This is a genomic window from Nocardiopsis aegyptia (assembly GCF_013410755.1).
Classification (GTDB): domain Bacteria; phylum Actinomycetota; class Actinomycetes; order Streptosporangiales; family Streptosporangiaceae; genus Nocardiopsis; species Nocardiopsis aegyptia.
Window position 1 is genome coordinate 4,922,925 of record NZ_JACCFS010000001.1, and the last position, 19,856, is coordinate 4,942,780.

Genomic DNA, 19,856 nt, shown 5'->3' on the forward strand with positions numbered 1-19,856 from the left:
TGCCCACCATTAGCCTCCGGGGGCGCGGTGGGCGGGGCCGGGCGGCTGGGGTCAGTGGGGCTCGGGGGCCTCGGGGACGAGGGCGGCGGCGCGTTTGCGGCTGGTGTCGGCCTCGGCCGAGGCCACGTTGCCGCGGACCAGCACGATGACGATCAGGGTGAGCGCGAACCCGCCGACCCGCAGCCCCAGCATGACGGGATCGTCCGGCAGCGCCTCGTTGAACAGGATCGTTCCGGCCACGACCATGAAGACGTTGCCGACGACGTTCGACACCGGCGCGGTGATGGAGGCCCGCGAGCGCTGCAGCGAGGTCTGGAACAGCACGATGCCCACGGCCCAGCCGACCGCGTACAGGTAGGGGAACGGCGACAGCAGCGCGGGGACGACGGCGCCCAGGACCCCGTGCTCGGCCAGCAGCCCGCCCAGGCCCTTGCCGTGCAGCCCGGCGCTGCCCTGGGCGAGCCCGGCCGCCGCGCCCATCGCCGCCGCCGACACGTACCGCCCGCGGCCGCCCGCCAGGCCCATGGCCCCCACGCACATCACCACGGTCACGACGGTGACCAGGACCAGCAGTGGTGTGTCCGCGCGCGTGCCGGTCTCGGCGCCGTCGGCGGTGGACAGGCTCAGCAGGGCCAGCGCGACCGGCATGACGCCCAGCGCCACGTACTCGCCACGGGTGATCCGCTCGCCCGTGACCAGCGTGATGACCAGCAGGGTCGTGGCCACGCCCGCCGCGTAGGCGGGCTGGGCCACGGACACCGGGGCCAGGCCCAGGGACACGATCAGGCCCACACTGCCGAGCGCGGCGAAGACGCACCCGAAGACCCACCGGGGGTTGCCGAGCAGGACCCGGGCCAGGTGGAGCGGGCGGTGGACGGAGATCGACTCCGACCCGTGCAGGGCGCGCTGCTCCACCGCCAGTCCCACGGTGTAGACCACGGCGGACAGCAGTGCGACCAGGAGTCCGATCACGGGGAGGCCTCTCGGTCGGGGTGTGGGCGGACGGGGATTCCGGTTCGTCCGACCGCTGGTTGACGCACTGAATATAACCAGTTCTACATCACGCGTCATCCGGTCCGGCCCTGCGGCTCCATGGCCAGGGGCGGCGCACAGCCTGCCGGATATGTCCCATTCGTTGTCCGGCCTGGCCTTCAACCGTGCTCTCCGGCCCAGTAGCCTGGGGCGGTACGCATCCTCCGTCCCGTGCCCCGTGCGCGGGCGGAGCGTCCCGGCGGCGGGGTAGAACCTGTTCCGGAGCCGCGGGCGCGGCGCGACTGTGAGGGATCGGGTGACGGTGGCGGACCCAGACGAGCCGGAGAAGGACGACGCGTCCCGGCCCGAGGACCGGCGCGAGTCGAGGTGGGCGCGCACCGGCCGGCTGTTCACCCCGGCGTACTGGCGCGGCTTCGACTGGCGGGACGTCCCCTGGCGCCGCCTGCTCACCCGCGGCTACGGACCCGCCCGGTTCGAGCCGGGACCGCTCGGCCTGCTCGGCGTCATGCTCGCCGCCATGGCGGTCACCCTCCTCATCATCCGCACGGGCTCCGGGATCGGCGCCGGCGCGGACGAGCGCGCCGACGAGCCCGTCAGCGTCCCCGGACCGCCCGACGGGGAACTGCGCATCATGCCGGTGGGCGACTCCCTCACCCAGGGCAGCAGCGGCGACTTCACCTGGCGCTACCGCCTGTGGACGCATCTGGAGCAGAGCGGCGTCGACGCGGTCTTCGTCGGGCCGAACGACGAGATGCACGCGCTGGACGGGAGCGGCGGCGACCGGACCTACGCCGATCCCGACTTCGACACCGGGCACGCAGCCCGGTGGGGCGCCACCTCCGAGGAGCTGTCCGCCGACCTGGCGGAGATCGCGGCCGAGCACGAACCCCACTACCTCCTGCTCCTGGCCGGAATGGAGGACATCCTGCGCGGCGGAGGCGCGGACCACGCGCTGGAGGGGGTCGGCGAGATGATCTCCACGGTGCGGGTCGTCCAGGGGGAGGCCCGCTTCGTGGTCGGCGAACTCCCGCCGGTCGAGGGCACCGCGGACGACGCCCGCGTCAACGACGAGATCGAGCACTTCAACATGGGCGTGGTCGACCTCGCCGACCAGCTGACCTCCTCCGAGTCGCCCGTGATCGTCGCCCAGGTGGCCAGGGACTACGCCCCCTCCTACGACAACTGGGACGAGGTCCACCCCAACGCGCGCGGTGAGCTGAAGATCGCGGCGGCCTTCGCCGACGCCCTGGCCGACCCGCTGGGCGTTGGCGAGTCCTACCCCCGGCCGCTGCCGAACGTCGCGGTGGGGCCGCGGGAGGCGCCGAGGCCCGAGGCGGAGGAGGCCGCGGACGGGCTGTTGCTGAGCTGGCCGCAGGTGCCCGGCGCGACCGGCTACCGGGTGGTGCAGCGCAGGATCGCCCCCGACCCCGACGAGGCGACGGTCCTGCCCGCCGAGGCGGAGGGCGACGGGGACCGGCGTTCGGTGCTCGTGGAGGCGCTGTTCAGCGGCGCCCGGTACGAGTTCGTGGTGCGGCCGGTCAAGGGGCGGGACGAGGGCGAGGAGTCCGAGCCCGTCGAGGTCCTGTGGAACGACGACCCGCCGCCCGGGCCGGGCGGAGTGCGGGTCCGCGACGGCGGGGCGGTCGTCGAGTGGGACGCGGTGGAGGAGGCCACGCACTACGAGGTGTGGCTGCGGGCGCTGGAGTGCGGGCCGGTCGACGAGTTCCGCCGGCCCCGGGACGGCCTGGACGGGCCCCGCGCCGGGGACGCGGCCCCCGACGGCGACGGCTCCCGGACGCCGGACGACGCGTCACCGCAACCGAGGCCCGAGCCGCCGCCCGAGCCCCGGCCGGAGCCCGAACCCGAGCCCGCTCCCGTGCAGCCCGACCCGCCGGTGGCCCCGCCGCCCGCGCCCTCGCCGGCGTTCGACTGCGAGCGCCGGGACGGTCGCGGGCCGCTGGACGGCGAAGGGTGGCGCACGCAGGGCTCGACCGGGGAGGACACCCGGTGGGAGGCGACGGTGTCGGGGAACTACGAGGTCGTGGTCAGGTCCTACCGGGACTACGTGGAGGGGCGCTTCTCCGACAGCGTGCTCCTGTGAGGATCGGTCAGGGAAGCGGGGGGCGGCGGATGAGCGGACGGTGGCCGGAACGGCTCCTGCCGTGGACGGTGGGCGTGCTCGCCGGGGTCCTGGCCCTGGGGCCCGCGCTCGGGCCCGGCTACGTCCTGCGCTACGACATGGTGTTCGTGCCCGACCTGCCGCTGGGCACGGTGCTGCGGGGGGCGGACGGGTTCCCCAGGGCGATCCCCAGCGACGCGGTGGTGGCCCTGGCCTCCCTGGTGCTGCCGGGGGACGCGGTGCAGTCGCTGGCGCTGTTGGCGGTGTTCGCCGTGGGCGGCACGGGCGCCGCGCGGCTCATGCTCGGCGCCCTGGGCGCCCCCGGCGGCCCCGGGCGGGTGCCGGCTTTGCTCGCGTCGGCGGCGGCCGGCACGGCCTTCGTGTGGAACCCCTTCGTGGCCGAGCGCCTGCTGCTGGGCCAGTGGGCGATGCTGCTCGGCTACGCGGGTCTGCCCTGGGCGGTGGGCGCGGCGTCCCGGCTCGCGATGGAGGGGCCGCGTTCGACCGGGCGCTCCCTGGCCCGCCTGGTGTGCGCGCTGATCCCCGCGGCGGTGGGCGGCTTCTCGTCGGTCGTCCTGACCGCGCTGACGGCGGGCCCCGTAGCCCTCACCCGCCAGACCCCGAAGATCTCCGCCACGCCTGCACCTGCCGCCCCGGGCGACTCCGATGCACCTGGACGCCCGGCCCCCGACGATCCGAGTGCACCTGCCCCTGCCGCCCCGGGTGGCTCCGCCACACCTGCATCCTCCGCCCCGGGGGACTCTGATGCACCTGGACGCTTGACGCCGGAGGGCGTTGGGAAGGTGCCGGGCGGTGGTGTGACCGCGCGCTGGTGGGGGCGGGGGCTCCTTCTGGTCCTGGCGCTGGTCCTGGTCTCCCTGCCCTGGCTGCTGCCCTCACTGGTGAGCGGGGCGGCGACCGATCCGGCCGGGGTCGCGGCCTTCGCCGCGCGCTCGGACACCCCGTTCGGAGTCGTGGGCTCGCTCGCTCTGCTGGGCGGGGTGTGGAACTCCGGCGCGGTCCCGCCGGGGTACGGCGAGCCGGTCACGGCGACCGCGCGGTTGCTGCTGGTACTCGTCTCGCTCGCGGGATGGGTGTGGTGGGTGCGTCGCGCCCGCCCGGCGTTCGGGGCGGGCCTGTCCGTGGCCGCCGTGGCCGGCCTGGCGGTCGCCCTACTGGGGGCGAGCCCCGCCGGCCAGGCGCTGGTGCGGGCCCTGATCGGGTTCTGGCCCGGGTTCGGGCCGCTGCGCGACGGCCAGCTCTACGTCGCCCCCCTGGCCCTGGTCCAGGCCCTGGGCCTGGGAGCCGCCGTGGTGCGTCTTCTCGGGGCCTCCGCTGCGCTTCGGCCCGTGCTCGGGGCGCGGAGAACAGGGTTCTTCGGCCTCCTTCGTGCCGGCGCTCGTCCCTCGCTTCGGCAACGCCCTCGGCCTGCAGAACCCTGTGCGCCCCTCGCGAACCCCCCTGTGGCTCCGGGGGCCCCCGGGCTTCTCGGGGCCCGGCCCCCCGGCGCGGTCCGGGTGGCCGTGGCGGCCTTCGCCGTGCTGGCGCCAATCGTGGTCCTGCCCGGACTGCTGTGGGGCGCGGGCGGGCGACTGGCCCCGGTCGACTACCCGGCGGCGTGGACACGCGCCCAGGAGGCCGTCGCCGCCGACGACGTGCCCGGAGCGGTGCTCGTGCTGCCCTGGAGCGCGTACCGCGGCCTGGAGTGGACGGGCGAGCCCGTGGTCGTGCTCGACCCGGCGACCAAGGCCTTCGACCGCCGCACGCTGTGGAACGACGACCTGGTCGTCGGCACTCCCGACGGGGGAGCGGTGGTGGTGGCGGGCGAGGACGCGCGCGCCCGTGCGGCGGCGCGGGCGCTGGAGGTGGACCCCGCCACCGGCCTGCCCGCGCTCGCGGAGGCGGGCCGGGCCGGTGAACTCGCGCGCGTGCTGGGCGGCCTGGGTGTGCGGTACGTGGTGGTCTCCGCTCCCATTGATAACCAGTTCTGGTCAGAGGGCGCCGACATGGAGATTGTGCTGGACTCCGCGGATCTCGCGCTCCTGCGGGTTCCGGAACAGCACATCAACGCGGACAAACCTGACATTCCGGGGTTGGAAGTTACCGGGGGGTTAGTTACAGTTGGGGCAATCATCTGGTCTATAGCTAGATCAGGTTCTAGTCTCGGTTTCCAGCGCTTCGGCTTCGCCTCGAAGCCGGGCGCGCGGAAGGAGATCCCCAAGTGATCAAGGTAATCGCCGCCTGTGTGATCGGCGCGGCTCTGGCGGGAGGTGCCACCGTGGTGGCCACCAACCTCGCCACCGAGTCGACGGCGACCGCGGAACCGGTGAACGAAACCCTCTACAACTACGGCGACCGCTAGGGCGTGTTCGGCGGGTGCCGCGTGAGTGCCCGCCGAACGCGCCCTGGGTCGCCCGAGCGGTGAGGAACAGGGGCGCCCCGCTCCCCGCGGGGCGCCCCGCTCACCGGTCCGCGGTTCCGCCCGCCCCCATCCCACCCTCGACGGGTCCGTCCCGCGTGCGCTCGGCGCTACGCACGGTCCCTCACCTCGTGTGTTCATCCAAGCGCGGACGGCAACGGCTTCCGTCTCCCACCGGACCCCGCGCGGAAGGAGAGCTTGTGGTCTTCCAGAAGGTGCACCACAGGGTCGATCCCGACACCTCCACGGTCACGGCCCCGGCCGCGGCCGCCTCCGTGACGGTTCCCGAGCCGCCCACCGACCCGGGGCCGCGCCTGGACGGCGTGCGACTCGTCATGATCAACTGGCGCGATCCCTGGCAGAGCACCGCCGGGGGCGCCGAGGAGTACGCCTGGCGGATCAGCCGCCACCTGGCCGGACGCGGTGCCATCGTCACCTTCCTGACCAGCCGCGAACCCCACCAGGCGCGCGTGGAGACCAAGGACGGCATCGTCATCCGCCGCATGGGCGGCCGGTTCACCGTCTACCCCCGCGTCATGGCCTGGCTCGCCCTGTGGCGGCGCGAGTACCACCTCGCCTTCGACTGCATGAACGGCGTCCCGTTCCTGTCGCGCCTGGTGCTGCGCCGCCGGACCCGTGTCGTCAGCGTCGTCCACCACGTCCACGACCTCCAATTCAACGCCTACTTCCCGGCGCCGCTGGCGTGGTTCGGGCGCTTCATGGAGTCCGCGGTCGCCTCCCGGGTGTACCGCGACTGCACCACCGTCACCGTCTCCGAGTCCTCCCGTGCGGCGATGCGCGACAAGCTCGGCTGGCGGGCGCCCATCGAGATCATCCACAACGGCGGCGTCCCGGCCCCCCTGCCGCTCCCCTCCCCGGTCCCCCCTCCCACCGGTGGCGGTGACGGCGGCTCCGCGGCCACGGGCTTCCCGGCCATCGTCAGCCTCGGCCGCCTCGTCGTGCAGAAGCGTGTCTCCCGGGTCGTCGACCTCGCCGCCGGCCTGCGCGAGTCCCACCCCGGCCTGCGCGTGCACATCATCGGCCGCGGCCCGGAGGGCGACCACCTCGCCGACCAGATCGAGCGCGACTCCCTCACCGGCGCCGTCCGCCTGCACGGCTTCCTCCCGGAGGCGGACAAGAACCGCCTCCTGGCCTCCTGCGACCTGCACGTCACCGCCTCCGAGTTCGAGGGCTGGGGCCTGACCGTCATCGAGGCGGCCCGGCTCGGCGTGCCCACCGTGGCCTACGATGTGGACGGACTTCGCGATTCGGTACGCGACGGCGAAACCGGATGGCTGGTCCGCGACGGCGAGGACCTCGCCGACGTGGTCGACCGGGCCCTGAAGGAGCTCTCCGACCCCCGGAGGGCCGCGGAGGTCCGCCGCGCCTGCCGGGCCTGGGCCGCCCAGTTCACCTGGGAGGCCAGCGGCGCGAGGATGGCCCGCCTGGTCGCCGGCGAACTCCGGCTCACCGGCCCGGCCACCACCCCCGGCACCCACGACTCCGCGGCAGGCAAGAAAGAGAAGATGTGACTTCGGCGGAATCCACCGTCAGGCGCGAACCGGAGGATTCCAGAGCACCGTCCGCCCCCGGCGGAGGACTGGACGAGAAGCTGCGGGCGCGGCTGAAGGTCCTCACGGTGTGTCTGCTCCTGGGCGCGCTGGCGGCCAGCATCGACCCCGGCAGGATCGTCAGCGACACCAAGATCGACCTGACGGCGAACCCGCTGGGGTTCCTGGAGCGCGCCCTCTTCCTCTGGGACGCCTCCTACTTCGGGCAGATCCAGAACCAGGCGTACGGGTACTTCTTCCCCAACGGCCCCTTCCACCTGGTCCTCGACCTGGCCGGCATGCCCGACTGGCTCATCCAGCGGCTGTGGATGGCCGTCCTGCTCGTCGCCGCGTTCACCGGCGTGTACAAGGTTGCCGGAGCCCTGGGCCTGGGCACCGTCAACACCCGCATCCTCGCCGGACTCGCCTACGCCCTCGCGCCGCGCGTGCTGACCCTGCTGTCCTACAACTCCGCCGAGCTGCAGCCGATGCTGCTCATGCCGTGGATCCTGCTGCCCCTGGTCCTCGGCGCCCGCCACGGCCGGTCCCCGGTCCGGATGGCCTTCCTCTCCGGTGTGGCCTTCCTGCTGTGCGGCGGCACCAACGCGGCCTCCGAACTGGCCGTGCTGGTCGTGCCCGGCCTCTACCTGCTGACCCGCGCCCGCGGCCCCCGCAAACGGCGGCTCATCGCCTGGTGGTCGGTCGCGATCGTCCTCGCCTCGTTCTGGTACATCGTCCCGCTGCTGCTCATGTCGCGGTACGTGTACTCGTTCATGCCCTACACCGAGGACGCCGCCGTCACCACCGGCGTCACCTCGCTGCTCAACGCGCTGCGCGGCACCTCCAACTGGATGGGCTTCCTCCCCGCCCAGGGCAACACCGCCCTGCCCTCGGGCGCCGAGCTGTCCACCACCCCCTGGCTGATCGCCGTCACCGCCCTGGTCGCCGGACTCGGCCTCGCCGGACTCATCAACCGCCGCACCCCCGAACGCCTCTTCCTCATCGCCTGCCTGCTCACCGGGACGGCGGTCATCGTCGCCGGACACACCGGCGACCTCACCGGCCCCCTCGCGGGCACCATGCGCGACCTCCTCGACGGCGCGCTCGCCCCCTTCCGCAACGTCCACAAGTTCGACGCGCTGATCCGGCTGCCCCTCGTCCTGGGCCTGGCCCACCTGCCGGTGGTCGTGGCCCGCGACTGGGCCGACCGGCGCTCGGCACCCGTCTCCGCGCGCCTGCGCCGGTCGGTCGCCGGCCTGGCCGCCACCGCCTTCCTGGTCACGCTGCTGCCCATCGGCACCGTCGGCATCGCCCCCGCGGGCGGGTACGAGCGGATGCCCGAGTACTGGACCGAGGCCACCGACTGGCTGGAGGAGCGCTCCGACGAGCGCGGCATGACGATGGCCCTGCCGGGCTCGGCACGCGGCGAGTACGAGTGGGGACGCCCCCTCGACGAGCCCATGCAGCCCCTGCTGTCCGGCGCCTGGACCAACCACCAGATCATCCCCTGGGGCTCGGCGGGCGTCTCCCGGCTCACCCACGAGATCGACCAGCGGGTCTCCTCCGGTCGCGGGTCCGAAGGGCTCGCCGACACCTTCGCCCGCCTGGGCGTCACCCACCTGATCGTCCGCAACGACCTCCAGCGCACCGGCAACAACGGCGGCTGGCCCGCCCGCGTGCACCAGGCACTGCGCACGTCGCCCGGCATCACCGAGGCGGCGGAGTTCGGCCCCGTCATCGGCTCCCTGGACCACCAGTCGGCCTCCCAGTGGTTCGACCAGCCCTACCGGGCCCTCACCGTCTACGAGGTCGCCGACGCCGCGCCGACCGTCGGCACCGTGCCCGCCGACGAGACCGTGCGCGTCACCGGCGGGCCCGAGTCCCTGCTCCACCTGGCCGAACAGGGCCTGATCACGGACGACCGGCCCGTCCTGCTCGGCGACGACCCCGGCGCCGAGGAGGTCTCCGCCGCCGACACGGTCGTCACCGACACCGCGCGCCGCCGCGAGGTCGTCTACTCCGACGTGCGCCGCAACGTCTCGGCGACCCTGACCGAGGACCAGGAGCTCGAACGCGACGTCCCCGCCCCCGACATCCTCGACCCCGCGTGGGAGGACCACGTCGCCCACGCCCGCGACCTGGGCATCGACTCGGTCACCGCCTCCTCCGCCGAGAGCGGCGCCGACGCCCGCGGCTCCGACCGCGACCCCGGCAACGCCCCGCACGCGGCCCTGGACGGCGACCTGGCCACCTCCTGGCGCTCCAGCGCGTTCACGGGCGCGCTCGGGGAGTGGCTGGAGGTCGAGTTCGCCGAGCCGCGCGACCTCGACGGACTCAGCATCGCCTTCGAGCAGCTGCCCGGCGAACCGCCGCCCTCGCGCATCACGCTCGTCACCGACAACGGCGAGGCCGACGTCCCGGTCGCCGAGACCGACGAGCCCCAGGACATCGTCGCCCCGCCCGGGCTCACCTCGACCCTGCGCGTGCGCGTGGACGAACTCGCCTGGGAACCGGAGTACCGCTTCGGCACGCGCGTGGGCATCGCGGACCTGTCCCTGCCCGGCCTGGAGGCCGACCGCACCCTCGACGTGCCCGGCCCCGCCGACACCGGCACCCTGCTGTTCACCGGCTCCACCGGCACCGCGCCCGGCTGCATGGAGGGCTCCCACGTGTGGGTGTGCAACTCGCGGCTCCAGGTGCGGGGCGAGGACGCGCGCCGCCTGGACCGCACCTTCGAGCTGTCGGAGGAGTCCGCGTCGGGGACGCACCGCGTCTCCGGCGAGGTCGTGCTCACCGACCCCCGCGAGGCGGAGAACGCCGCCAACCGCGCCGGCGGGTATCCGACCGTGACCTCCTCCTCCACCGCGGTGGAGCACCCGGCGTCGATGGGCCGCGGCGCGCTGGACGACGACGAGAGCACCGTCTGGTACCCCGACCCCGAGGAGAAGGAGCCCTGGCTCGACATCGACCTCGGCGAACCCACCACCCTCGGGTACCTGGAGGTCGACTTCCCGCGCGCCGACAGCGTCCTGCGGCCGATCAAGGTCACCGTCGAGGGCGGGGACACCGTGCGCGAGGGCTGGCTCGACGGCAGCGGCCGCGTCGACTTCGCGTCCCTGACCACCGACACCCTGCGCCTGACCTTCGAGCGGCCCGAGGGGCAGGCGCTGGAGATCGGCTCGATCGGCCTGCCCGGCGTCGACCCCGTCGAGGCGGTGCCCTCGGGCGACGCCTCCACCGCGTGCGGGCTGGGCCCGACCCTGCGGGTCAACGACCAGCGCGTGGAGACGCGCATCAGCGACGGCACGCTCGCCGACCAGCTCGCCGGCCTGCCGCTGCGCTACGAGTCCTGCACCGACCTCGACCTGGTCGGGGGCACCAACCGCCTGGAGGTCGACCCGGGCAACCGCTACGAGGTCCGCTCGGCCGTGGTGGACTCCGCCGACGCGCTCGCCGACCGGCCCGAGGTCGCCATGGCCGAGGTGGAGGAGATGCACGGCTGGGGGCCCAGCGGTCGCAGCTTCGACGTGGACGTCGACGAGGACAGCCTGCTCGTGGTCAACGAGAACTTCAACGAGGGCTGGACGGCCCGGCTGGAGGGCTCCGACGGGCCGCTGGAGCCGATCCGGCTGGAGGGCTGGAAGCAGGCCTGGGTCCTGCCCGCGGGCAGCGCGGGCACGGTCACCCTGGAGTACGCGCCCGACAACGCCTACCACGCCGCCCTGCTGGTCGGCTTCCAACTGGCCGCGCTGCTCGTCATCGTGGCCGTGTGGCCCCGGGGCCGACGCGCGCGCACGTCGCCGCCGCGCGGTCAGCGCGCCCTGCCCGCCGCCGAACCCGGCTGGCTCGGCCGCGGGGCCGTCCTGCCGCTCGGCCTGGCCTACGGCGTGTGGGTGGCCGGCTGGGCGGGCGCCGCCCTGGTCGGCCTCATCCTGCTGTGCATGTGGTGGCTGGGCCGCCAGGCCCCCAGGGGACTCCGGCACGCCAAACCCGGGCGCCCGTCGATGGGCGGCCGGCTGCTGCCCCACCTGGCGGGGCCGTGGACGGTGACGGTGTCCCTGGCGCTGGCCGGGCTGGCCATGGGCGCCGGGACCTACCTGGCCCTGTACATGCCCTTCCACGACGTCTCGCAGGTGTTCGGCGGTCCCCTGCGCGGCTGGGTGCCCCAGGCGCTGTGCCTGCCCGCGCTGGCGCGGCTGGTGCTCGCCCTGGGTCAGCGCGGCCTCGACGAGGACGCCGACGACGATCCGCCCGCCGTGCGCGCCGGCACCCGGTCCGGTCCGGCGACCGGTTCCGCGACCGGCTCCGCGGCGGACACGGCCCGCCCCGGGCGCGACGACGCGGTCGCGGTCGACGGACACGCGGGCAACGGCCGTCCACGCCCGGGCAGCGGCGCCGACGGGTCCGCGACGGCCGACACCGAGGAGGCCCGGACATGACCGCCGAGACCCAGGTCGGCCCCCTCGCCCGGCCACGGCGCCCCCTGCCCCGGGGCACGCTCGCCGTGGCCGTCGGCGCGTTCCTGCTGACCCTGGCCGCGCTGCTGCCCCTGTACGTCCACGACCGCGTCGCCCTCATCCCGGCCACCACCGAGTTCTCCGCGGCCATGGTCGACGAGGAGGCCGGCTACCTGGACACCTCCCGGTGGGCCTGGGTCGAGGGCGTCGAGCTGCGGCGCGTGACCCGGGTGGACGCCACCGCGCACGGTAGCGACTGGTCGGCGTGGGAGATGGTGGTCGACACCTCGCTGCCGGACCGCATGATCGACCACTCCAGCCGGCGCGTCATCGTCGACCGCGAGACCGGGCGTGCCGTGAACTGCTGCGGCGAGCACGTCAACGGGGACCGTGCCGTCCGCCAGGCGGGCCTGGTGTACCACTGGCCCGCCGGCGCCCCCGAGGGCGACCACCCCTTCTACGACGCCGAGGTGCGCTCCGCCCCGCTGGTGGAGTTCGACGACTGGGAGGAGGTCGCCGGACTCAGGACCGGCCGGTACATCCAGACGGTGAGCGCCACCCAGGTCCCCGACTCGGCCCGCCCGGTCCCGGCCGCGCTCTTCTCCGCCGGTGCCGAGGGCACCGTGACCGCCACCCGCTGGCTGGAGGCCACGCGGACCTTCTGGGTGGAGCCGGTCACGGGCGTCGTCGTCAACGCGACCGAGCAGCGGGAGGAGACCCTGCGCCCGCGCGACGGCCAGGGCGAGGTCCCGCTGCTGAGCGCCGAACTCGCCCTGGAGGCGCCGCGGGTGGCCGCCAACGCCGAGCGGGCGCGCGTGCGGTCGGTCCTGCTCCGGTCCCTGGACTCCTGGGCGCCCTCGGTGCTGGGGCCGCTGGGCGGGCTCGCCGTCCTGGTGGGTCTGGTCCGCGCCTGGCGGGGCCGCGACACCGCCTCCCCGGCCGGGGACGGCGCCCCGGAGCCCGACGGCACCGGCGGCACCGGCGGCGACGGAGCCGTTCCGGAGGACGCGGGGGAGGCCGCTCCGCGGGACGCCGGGGCCGTTCCGGAGGACCCACGGAAGGATGTCCCGGCGGAGCCGTAGGATCACACCCATGTGCGGTCGCTATGCCCAGTCCCGGAACCAGCACGAGCTCCAGCTCGCCTTCGACCTGCCCGAGGAGGCCCTGCCCGAGAACCCCGACCCCCGGGCGTGGCCGCCGCTGGAGGACCTGCCGCCGGACTACAACATCTCGCCCGGCCGCCCCGTGTACGCGGTGCTCGGACCCCCGCCCCAGGGCACCGGGCGCGCCGAACCCGGCCCCGCCTCCCTGCACACCATGCGCTGGGGCCTGGTCCCCTCCTGGGCCAAGGACCGCAACATCGGCTACCGGATGATCAACGCGCGCAGCGAGACCATCGCCGACAAGCCCGCCTTCCGGACCGCCTTCCGCCGCCGGCGCTGCCTGCTGCCCGCCGACGCCTACTACGAGTGGCAGCTGGTCGGCAGGGACGGCCGGGTCGAGCCGAGCACCTCGCCCGTCACCGACCCCCACCACAAGAAGCGCAAGTCCAAGGCGGCCAAGAAGCCCTACGCCATCCGCTACCCGGACGGCGCGCCCCTGGCCATGGCCGGGATCTTCGAGCGGTGGCGCGACCCCGAGGCCGACGAGAACGACCCCGCCGGCTGGCTCTGGAGCTGCGCGGTCGTCACCACCGACGCCGCGCCCGCCCTCGCGCACATCCACGAGCGGATGCCCGTCGTCCTGCCCCCGGCCACCTGGTCCACCTGGCTGGACCCGGAGGCGCGGCCGGACGACCTCCTCCATGTGCTCGCGCGGACCCCGGCCGACGCCTTCGCCGTGGACGAGGTCTCCACCGACGTCAACACCATCAAGAACAACGCTCCCGACCTGCTCACGCCGGTCGCGGCGACCTCCGGACCGGAACCGGACACACTTTTCTGACCTCCGGGCCCCTGGACAGGTCCGGGTGGGGGACGGATATGGTGTGCGAGGCCACAGGGCCGGGTGCCCCCGACGGGGGCGCCCCGCACGCACGACGTGCCACATGTGAATAAGCAACGCGGGAGCTCGCACCATGGCGGGCTGAGAGGGCGACTCAACGGTGTCGCCGACCGCAGAACCTGTTCGGGTAATTCCGACGTAGGGAGGCATGCCATGACGGCTGTTGACGGCCGCGACACCGGTTCCACCACCGACGTGCACCAGGTGACCACCGGTCCCATCATGGGATCGACCAAGGTGCACCGGGAGATCGACACCCCCGAGGGGCTCACGCTCCGCGTCCCGCAGCGGCGGGTGGAACTCAGCAACGGCAGCCATTTCGACCTGTACGACACCTCAGGCCCGTACACCGACGACTCCGCGCTCATCGACGTCCACTCCGGGCTGCCCAGGACCCGGCAGGCCTGGATCGACTCCCGCGAACCGGTCAACGGCGCGGTCACCCAGCTCGCCCACGCCAAGGCCGGGACCATCACCCCCGAGATGCGGTTCGTGGCCGCCCGCGAGGGCATGGACCCCGAGTACGTCCGCCAGGAGGTGGCCCTGGGCCGGGCGGTGATCCCGGTCAACCGCTGCCACCCCGAGTCCGAGCCGACCATCATCGGCAAGAACTTCCTGGTCAAGATCAACGCCAACATCGGCAACTCGGCGGTGACCTCCTCCGTCCCCGAGGAGGTCGAGAAGATGGTGTGGGCGACCCGCTGGGGCGCCGACACCGTGATGGACCTGTCCACCGGCAAGCGCATCCACGAGACCCGCGAACGCATCATCCGCAACTCGCCGGTCCCCATCGGCACGGTCCCCATCTACCAGGCGCTGGAGAAGGTCAACGGCGACCCCACCGCGCTGAGCTGGGAGGTCTACCGCGAGACCATCATCGAGCAGGCCGAGCAGGGCGTCGACTACATGACCGTGCACGCGGGCGTGCTGCTGCGCTACGTCCCGCTCGCGGCCCGGCGCGTCACCGGCATCGTCTCGCGCGGCGGCTCCATCATGGCCGCGTGGTGCCTGGCCCACCACAGGGAGAGCTTCCTCTACACGCACTACGAGGAACTCTGCGAGATCTTCCGCGAGTACGACATCACCTTCTCCCTCGGTGACGGACTGCGACCCGGCTCCATCGCCGACGCCAACGACGAGGCGCAGTTCGCGGAGCTGCGCACGCTCGGCGAACTCACCCACATCGCCCGCGCGCACGACGTGCAGGTGATGATCGAGGGTCCGGGGCACGTGCCGATGAACAAGATCGCGGAGAACGTGCGCCTGGAGGAGGAGCTGTGCGGTGAGGCGCCGTTCTACACGCTCGGCCCCCTGGCCACGGACGTCGCTCCCGGCTACGACCACATCACGTCCGCCATCGGTGCCGCGCAGATCGGCTGGCTGGGCACCGCGATGCTCTGCTACGTCACGCCCAAGGAGCACCTGGGCCTGCCCAACCGCGACGACGTCAAGACCGGCGTCATCACCTACAAGCTCGCCGCGCACGCCGCCGACATCGCCAAGGGCCACCCCAAGGCGCAGGAGTGGGACGACGAGCTGTCCAAGGCACGGTTCGAGTTCCGCTGGCAGGACCAGTTCCACCTCGCCCTCGACCCCGAGACGGCGCAGGCCTTCCACGACGAGACCCTGCCCGCCGAACCGGCCAAGACCGCGCACTTCTGCTCCATGTGCGGGCCGAAGTTCTGCTCCATGAAGATCTCCCAGGACGTGCGCAAGTACGCCGAGGAGAACGGACTGGACACCGTCGCCGCGATCGAGAAGGGCATGGCGGACAAGTCCGAGGAGTTCGCCGAGCACGGCAACCGGGTCTACCTGCCCCTGGCCGACTGAGGCCGGGGCACGCCGCCGCCCGGTCGGCGGCGGCGTGCCCCGGCGGGGCCGGTCGGGGCCGGCCGGAATCCGGCGTGCCCCGACCGGTCAGTCCAGGTCGGCGAGGAAGCGCAGCTGGGCCCGCAGCTGCTCGCCGCCGCCGCCCTCGTGCCCGTTCCACGGCCACACGGTGATCTCCTTGGGGCCCGCCCAGTGGTTGTGGGCGGCGAAGACGGTGGAGGGCGGGCACACCTCGTCCATCAGGGCCACGGAGTACAGCGCGGGCACCCGTCCCCGGGCGGCCAGGTTCATCCCGTCGAAGTAGGACAGCGTGCGCATCACCCGCTCCTCCTGGCCGCGGTGGGCGGCCAGGAAGCGGACCAGTTCGGCGTAGGGCTCCTTGCCGGTGATCTCCACGGCCCGGCGCATGTGGCACAGGAACGGCACGTCGATCACCGCCGCCCGCACACCCGGGTGCAGCGCCGCCGCGGCCTGGGCGATGGCCCCGCCCTGGCTCCCGCCGGACACCGCGATCCGGTCCGCGTCGACCGCCGGGTGGCCGGCGGCGGTGTCCACGGCCCGCACCGCGTCAGTGAACAGCCGCCGGTAGTAGTAGGTCTCCGGGTCGAGCACGCCGCGGGTCATCATCCCGGGCGCCTGCGCGAACGCGCCGCCGTCGGGGTCGGCGGTGGCACCCGGCGCGTGGTGGGCGGCGCCGCCCTGGCCCCGGCTGTCCACGATCAGAGCGGCGTGGCCCGCCGCCGCCCACACGGTGTGGTCCTCGGCGAAGCCCCGGCCGCCGCCGTAGCCGATGAAGCGCACCACGCACGGCAGCGGTCCCGCGGCGTTCCTGGGCACCAGCAGCCAGGCGTTGATCCGGTGGCCGCCCCACCCGGAGAACGAGGTGTCGTAGACCTCGACGCCGGTCAGAGCGGTGTCGGCGGGGGCGAACTCCGGGGCCAGGTCGAACTCGGCGGCCTCGGCGAGCGTCTTGCCCCAGAAGTCGTCGAAGTCGGCGGCCTCGGTGCGCTCGGGCTTGTACGTGCGGAGTTCGTCGAGGGGAAGGTCGAACAGGGCCATGTCTCTCCAGGGGTCCTTGGCGGGCCTGCGGTTCTCCGAGCGCTAGTGTAAGCGCTTTCCTCCCTCTTTCCCGGAGGCAGGTCGCGAAAAGCCGGTCAGGGGGCGGCGGAAGGGGAGGAGACCGGGACCGCGGTCTCGCGGGTGAGCGCCCGGTGCCACAGGAACAGGATCGGCGGCAGGACGAACTCCAGCCCCAGGAGTCCCAGCAGCATCGGATCGGGCACGCCGGCGACCACGATCGACCAGACCCGGGCCAGCCCGCCCAGGACGACGGCGGCGCACACCAGGCGCAGGAGCGGGACCGAGCCCGGCTCCCGGACGCGGACGGCCACGACGACCAGGGCGACGCCGAGGGTCAGCCACACGGCGGCGAAGAAGCGGTAGTTGCTGTCGACGTTGACCGGCACGGCGTCCCCACCCGGCAGGGGTGCGGTGCCCAGGGCGACGTCCATCGCGCCGGTGGTCAGGACGATGAGGGCGGACAGGACCACGAGGGCCTGGAAGGCCCGGACGTTTCGCACGGAGGTACTCCTTGCACGAGGGGTCTCCATCCGAACCTAGGGCCGCTCCCGCGAGCGCTCCCACACGGGCGCCGCCCGCGAACACGCCGCAGGTCAGCCCGGTTTGCGGGCGCTGGCCACCATGTGCACGCCGACGTAGTCGTCGGACTCGGTGGCCCGCAGCTCCATCTCGACCAGGCGGCCCATCGACCGGGGGTCCCGCGCCAGCATCATCTCCACCGTGGACGCCGACAGGACCGTGCGCGGCTTGATCCACTCCAGCTCCAGCCCCGCGTCCACGAGGGTCTCGGTGAGCTGTTCGCCGGTGAAGCACCGGGTGATGGACCCGTCCGGCCACGGGACCAGCAGGACGTCGGCGCTCGGGGCGTGGCTCAGCTCCGGCCAGCAGTCCTGCTCGGCCAGCAGGGCCATGCCCAGCACCACCGAGTCGACGCTCACCAGCGCCCGGCCGCCGGGCCGCAGCACCCGGGCCACCTCCGCCAGCGACGACTCGGTGGCCAGGTGGCGGGACAGGACGCGGTTGTCGGCGATGACGCCGTCGAAGACCTCCGAGGCGAACCCGCGCAGGAAGTCGGAGTCGCCCACCACACGGCGCAGCCGTCCCCGGCGGGCGGGCGGCGGCACCATCGCGCGCCCGTTGACCAGGGTGAGCGGGCGGCGCTGGGCCAGGTCCAGCGACGGGAGCAGCGTGACCACGTCGTGCCCGGCGGCCACGGCACGGGGCGTGCCCTGGAAGTCCGGGCTGGACAGGTCCAGCAGGCGTGAGGGCGTGGGCGGGAGCCAGCGCGCCGTCTGGGCCTCCGCCACCGCCCAGTAGAAACGCCAGTAGTCCGACAGTCGGTCGGGGGTGGCGAACTGGGCGGCGGGAGACCGGGGGCGATCGGACGCCGGAGTCGAGGACGGACGCACGTGCACTCCTCTCCCATCCTTCATTGGTCCTACCCGCACTCTGCCATGCCTCACCCCGTCGACCGAGGCAAACGACAAAGTCGTGCAGGTCGCGCGGACCGGCTTCGCCCAGGGCGGAATCAGTCCGCGCGACGCGTTGTTGAGATCGACACCGCGCCCGGAGCCAGGAAACCGGGCCGATGAGGGTGAGATCACAAGGAGGAGCGCCAGACCATGGCGACAGCCGGTGCGTGCCTCGTACGCGAGGAAGAGGTGTCGGCGCCACGCGGCGCCGATGCGCGGGTCACGGGTGTGGGACCGTATCGTGTGGATATGGATGCCGCAGCTGGGACCAGCGCGAGGAGGCCGACGGGCTTGGAACAGGGCCAGGAGACAGCCGAGGAGCGGGACGAGCGCTTCGAGAGGGACGTTCTGCCCTTTCTCGACCAGCTCTACTCCGCCGCGCTGCGGATGACCCGTAACCCCGCGGACGCCGAGGATCTGGTCCAGGAGACCTTCGCCAAGGCGTTCGGTTCGTTCCACCAGTTCAAACAGGGGACGAATCTCAAGGCGTGGCTGTACCGCATCCTCACCAACACCTTCATCAACTCCTACCGCAAGAAGCAGCGTGAGCCCAAGCAGGCCGGGACCGAGGACGTCGAGGACTGGCAGCTGGCACAGGCCGCCTCGCACACGGCCGCGGGCCTGAAGTCGGCCGAGGCCGAGGCGTTGGAACACCTTCCCGACAGCGACGTCAAGCGGGCGCTCCAGGAGCTGCCCGAGGACTTCCGCATCGCGGTGTACCTCGCCGACGTCGAGGGGTTCGCCTACAAAGAGGTCGCCGAGATCATGGGGACGCCGATCGGGACGGTCATGTCCCGGCTCCACCGAGGGCGTCGCCAGCTCCGGTCCCTACTGGAGGAGTACGCGGTGGACCGCGGTTTCCTCGGAGCGACGCGCGCGGCCGAGGCCGCCGGTGCCGTCGCCTCGGGATCGTCCGCGGCCGGACAGGCGCATGGGTCGGATCGAGGAGATCGGTGATGGGCGGCGGCCACGGCAAGGACCACGACACCCCGTGCAGCGAGGTGCTCGACAAGCTCTACACGTACATCGACGGGGAGCTTGAGGAGGGCAACTGTGAGGACATCCGCCGGCACCTGGACGGGTGCGGCCCCTGCCTCGACGAGTACGGGCTCGAGGAGGCCGTGAAGAAGCTCGTCGCCAAGCACTGCGGATGCGACCCGGTGCCCATGGACCTTCGCGACAAGGTGCTCGGGCGCCTGGCGCAGGCCCGCAACGAGGAATTGGCACGCGAGGGGCGTGCCGAACGCCTGAACTCCCCGGGGGCTCCCGCCTGACATTCGGGGGAGCACCGCAGCCGGAGGCTCTCGGTCTCCGGACCCCGGTGAACACAGGGCGGCGACAGCTGGAATGCCAGTTGTCGCCGCTTTTTTGTGCGTATGCCGGAGTTTATGGTTGTTGCTGTCCTATGTCGTAGTGTGGTCTGTTTGTCGTCGTTTGTGGGGCCGTCGTGTCGGATTCCCCATCGCTGTCGGAGTTTTGGTCATGCCGCCCTTCGGGCGTACTCGCCGGTACCGACACGACACGCCCGGCGCGCCCGGGCGAATCGCCGTCGTGACCGACTCGGAATGATTTTTACCAGGCCGATGCATGCGGGGTGACGGCGGTCACTGCCTGTAGTTGGTGCTGGCGGGAGCATGCGGAAGGGTGTCGCTCCGTGCCGTTGTGCCCGTCGATCGGTGGCGAGTGTCCGATGTCGGCTGATTACTCAGAGTCATTGTTCATCATTACTAATGGAATTCGTAATTCCATGTTTCGGAATCCATGACCCAATTGGCGGGCACATGCGATGCCGGTTCGGGTTGTGGTGAATCAGGGGGCCGTGAGCGCCCGTTAAACTGGACGCCATATCCAACGAATGGGGTAATTTACGCGGCGTGCGCCGGGGAATTCGCGTACCGCCGTGTCGGGGGAGAGGGGACAAGACATGTTCGT

At 73.0% G+C, this 19,856-nt stretch carries 14 protein-coding genes; 10 read left to right on the forward strand and 4 right to left on the reverse strand.

Annotation, left to right across the window (positions count from 1 at the left end; translation table 11 throughout):
- Nucleotides 1–51: 51 nt before the first annotated feature.
- Entirely contained in the window at nucleotides 52–972 is a 921-nt protein-coding gene (locus tag HNR10_RS22000) for a hypothetical protein (RefSeq protein WP_179826481.1), read from the reverse strand.
- Nucleotides 973–1,498: 526 nt separating this feature from the next.
- Here HNR10_RS22000 and HNR10_RS22005 point away from each other — a divergent pair.
- The 8 genes from HNR10_RS22005 to thiC all read left to right on the forward strand — a co-directional run bounded on the left by HNR10_RS22005 (nucleotide 1,499) and on the right by thiC (nucleotide 15,372).
- Entirely contained in the window at nucleotides 1,499–3,094 is a 1,596-nt protein-coding gene (locus HNR10_RS22005) for a GDSL-type esterase/lipase family protein (RefSeq protein ID WP_179829890.1), read from the forward strand.
- 29 nt (nucleotides 3,095–3,123) lie between these two features.
- Nucleotides 3,124–5,337: a hypothetical protein gene (locus HNR10_RS22010; RefSeq protein ID WP_179826482.1), complete on the forward strand. Its 2,214-nt coding sequence runs from the start codon at nucleotides 3,124–3,126 to the stop codon at nucleotides 5,335–5,337.
- On the forward strand, nucleotides 5,334–5,474 hold the full coding sequence (locus HNR10_RS22015) for a hypothetical protein (protein ID WP_017542507.1): 141 nt from the start codon (nucleotides 5,334–5,336) through the stop codon (nucleotides 5,472–5,474). The genes HNR10_RS22010 and HNR10_RS22015 overlap by 4 nt, the downstream gene beginning before the upstream one ends.
- Nucleotides 5,475–5,731: 257 nt before the next feature.
- Nucleotides 5,732–7,063 carry a glycosyltransferase family 4 protein gene (locus tag HNR10_RS22020; protein ID WP_179826485.1) on the forward strand — a complete coding sequence of 444 codons (1,332 nt, stop codon included), beginning with the start codon at nucleotides 5,732–5,734 and terminating at the stop codon, nucleotides 7,061–7,063.
- On the forward strand, nucleotides 7,060–11,520 hold the full coding sequence (locus HNR10_RS22025; RefSeq protein WP_179826487.1) for an alpha-(1->3)-arabinofuranosyltransferase: 4,461 nt from the start codon (nucleotides 7,060–7,062) through the stop codon (nucleotides 11,518–11,520). The genes HNR10_RS22020 and HNR10_RS22025 overlap by 4 nt, the downstream gene beginning before the upstream one ends.
- Nucleotides 11,517–12,620 carry a DUF3068 domain-containing protein gene (locus tag HNR10_RS22030; protein WP_179826489.1) on the forward strand — a complete coding sequence of 368 codons (1,104 nt, stop codon included), beginning with the start codon at nucleotides 11,517–11,519 and terminating at the stop codon, nucleotides 12,618–12,620. Before HNR10_RS22025 ends, HNR10_RS22030 begins: the two co-directional genes overlap by 4 nt.
- 10 nt (nucleotides 12,621–12,630) lie before the next feature.
- Nucleotides 12,631–13,482, forward strand: a complete 852-nt coding sequence (locus HNR10_RS22035) for an SOS response-associated peptidase (protein ID WP_179826491.1) — start codon at nucleotides 12,631–12,633, stop codon at nucleotides 13,480–13,482.
- A gap of 213 nt (nucleotides 13,483–13,695) precedes the next feature.
- Nucleotides 13,696–15,372 (forward strand): phosphomethylpyrimidine synthase ThiC, encoded by a 1,677-nt coding sequence (thiC, locus tag HNR10_RS22040; RefSeq protein WP_281390150.1) that lies wholly within the window; start codon nucleotides 13,696–13,698, stop codon nucleotides 15,370–15,372.
- An 87-nt stretch (nucleotides 15,373–15,459) separates the two neighbouring features.
- On the opposite strand, the gene HNR10_RS22045 is transcribed toward thiC, so the two are convergent.
- From HNR10_RS22045 to HNR10_RS22055, 3 genes are all read right to left on the reverse strand, one after another.
- Nucleotides 15,460–16,431 (reverse strand): acetylxylan esterase, encoded by a 972-nt coding sequence (locus tag HNR10_RS22045; RefSeq protein WP_179826493.1) that lies wholly within the window; start codon nucleotides 16,429–16,431, stop codon nucleotides 15,460–15,462.
- Between the two features lie 95 nt (nucleotides 16,432–16,526).
- Nucleotides 16,527–16,952: a DUF4345 domain-containing protein gene (locus HNR10_RS22050; RefSeq protein WP_179826495.1), complete on the reverse strand. Its 426-nt coding sequence runs from the start codon at nucleotides 16,950–16,952 to the stop codon at nucleotides 16,527–16,529.
- A 93-nt stretch (nucleotides 16,953–17,045) separates the two neighbouring features.
- On the reverse strand, nucleotides 17,046–17,867 hold the full coding sequence (locus HNR10_RS22055; RefSeq protein ID WP_179826497.1) for a class I SAM-dependent methyltransferase: 822 nt from the start codon (nucleotides 17,865–17,867) through the stop codon (nucleotides 17,046–17,048).
- 348 nt (nucleotides 17,868–18,215) lie between these two features.
- On the opposite strand from HNR10_RS22055, the gene HNR10_RS22060 reads away from it, so the two are divergent.
- Entirely contained in the window at nucleotides 18,216–18,881 is a 666-nt protein-coding gene (locus HNR10_RS22060; RefSeq protein ID WP_179826499.1) for a sigma-70 family RNA polymerase sigma factor, read from the forward strand.
- Entirely contained in the window at nucleotides 18,881–19,198 is a 318-nt protein-coding gene (gene rsrA / locus HNR10_RS22065; RefSeq protein WP_179826501.1) for a mycothiol system anti-sigma-R factor, read from the forward strand. Before HNR10_RS22060 ends, rsrA begins: the two co-directional genes overlap by 1 nt.
- The last annotated feature ends 658 nt before the right edge of the window (nucleotides 19,199–19,856 follow it).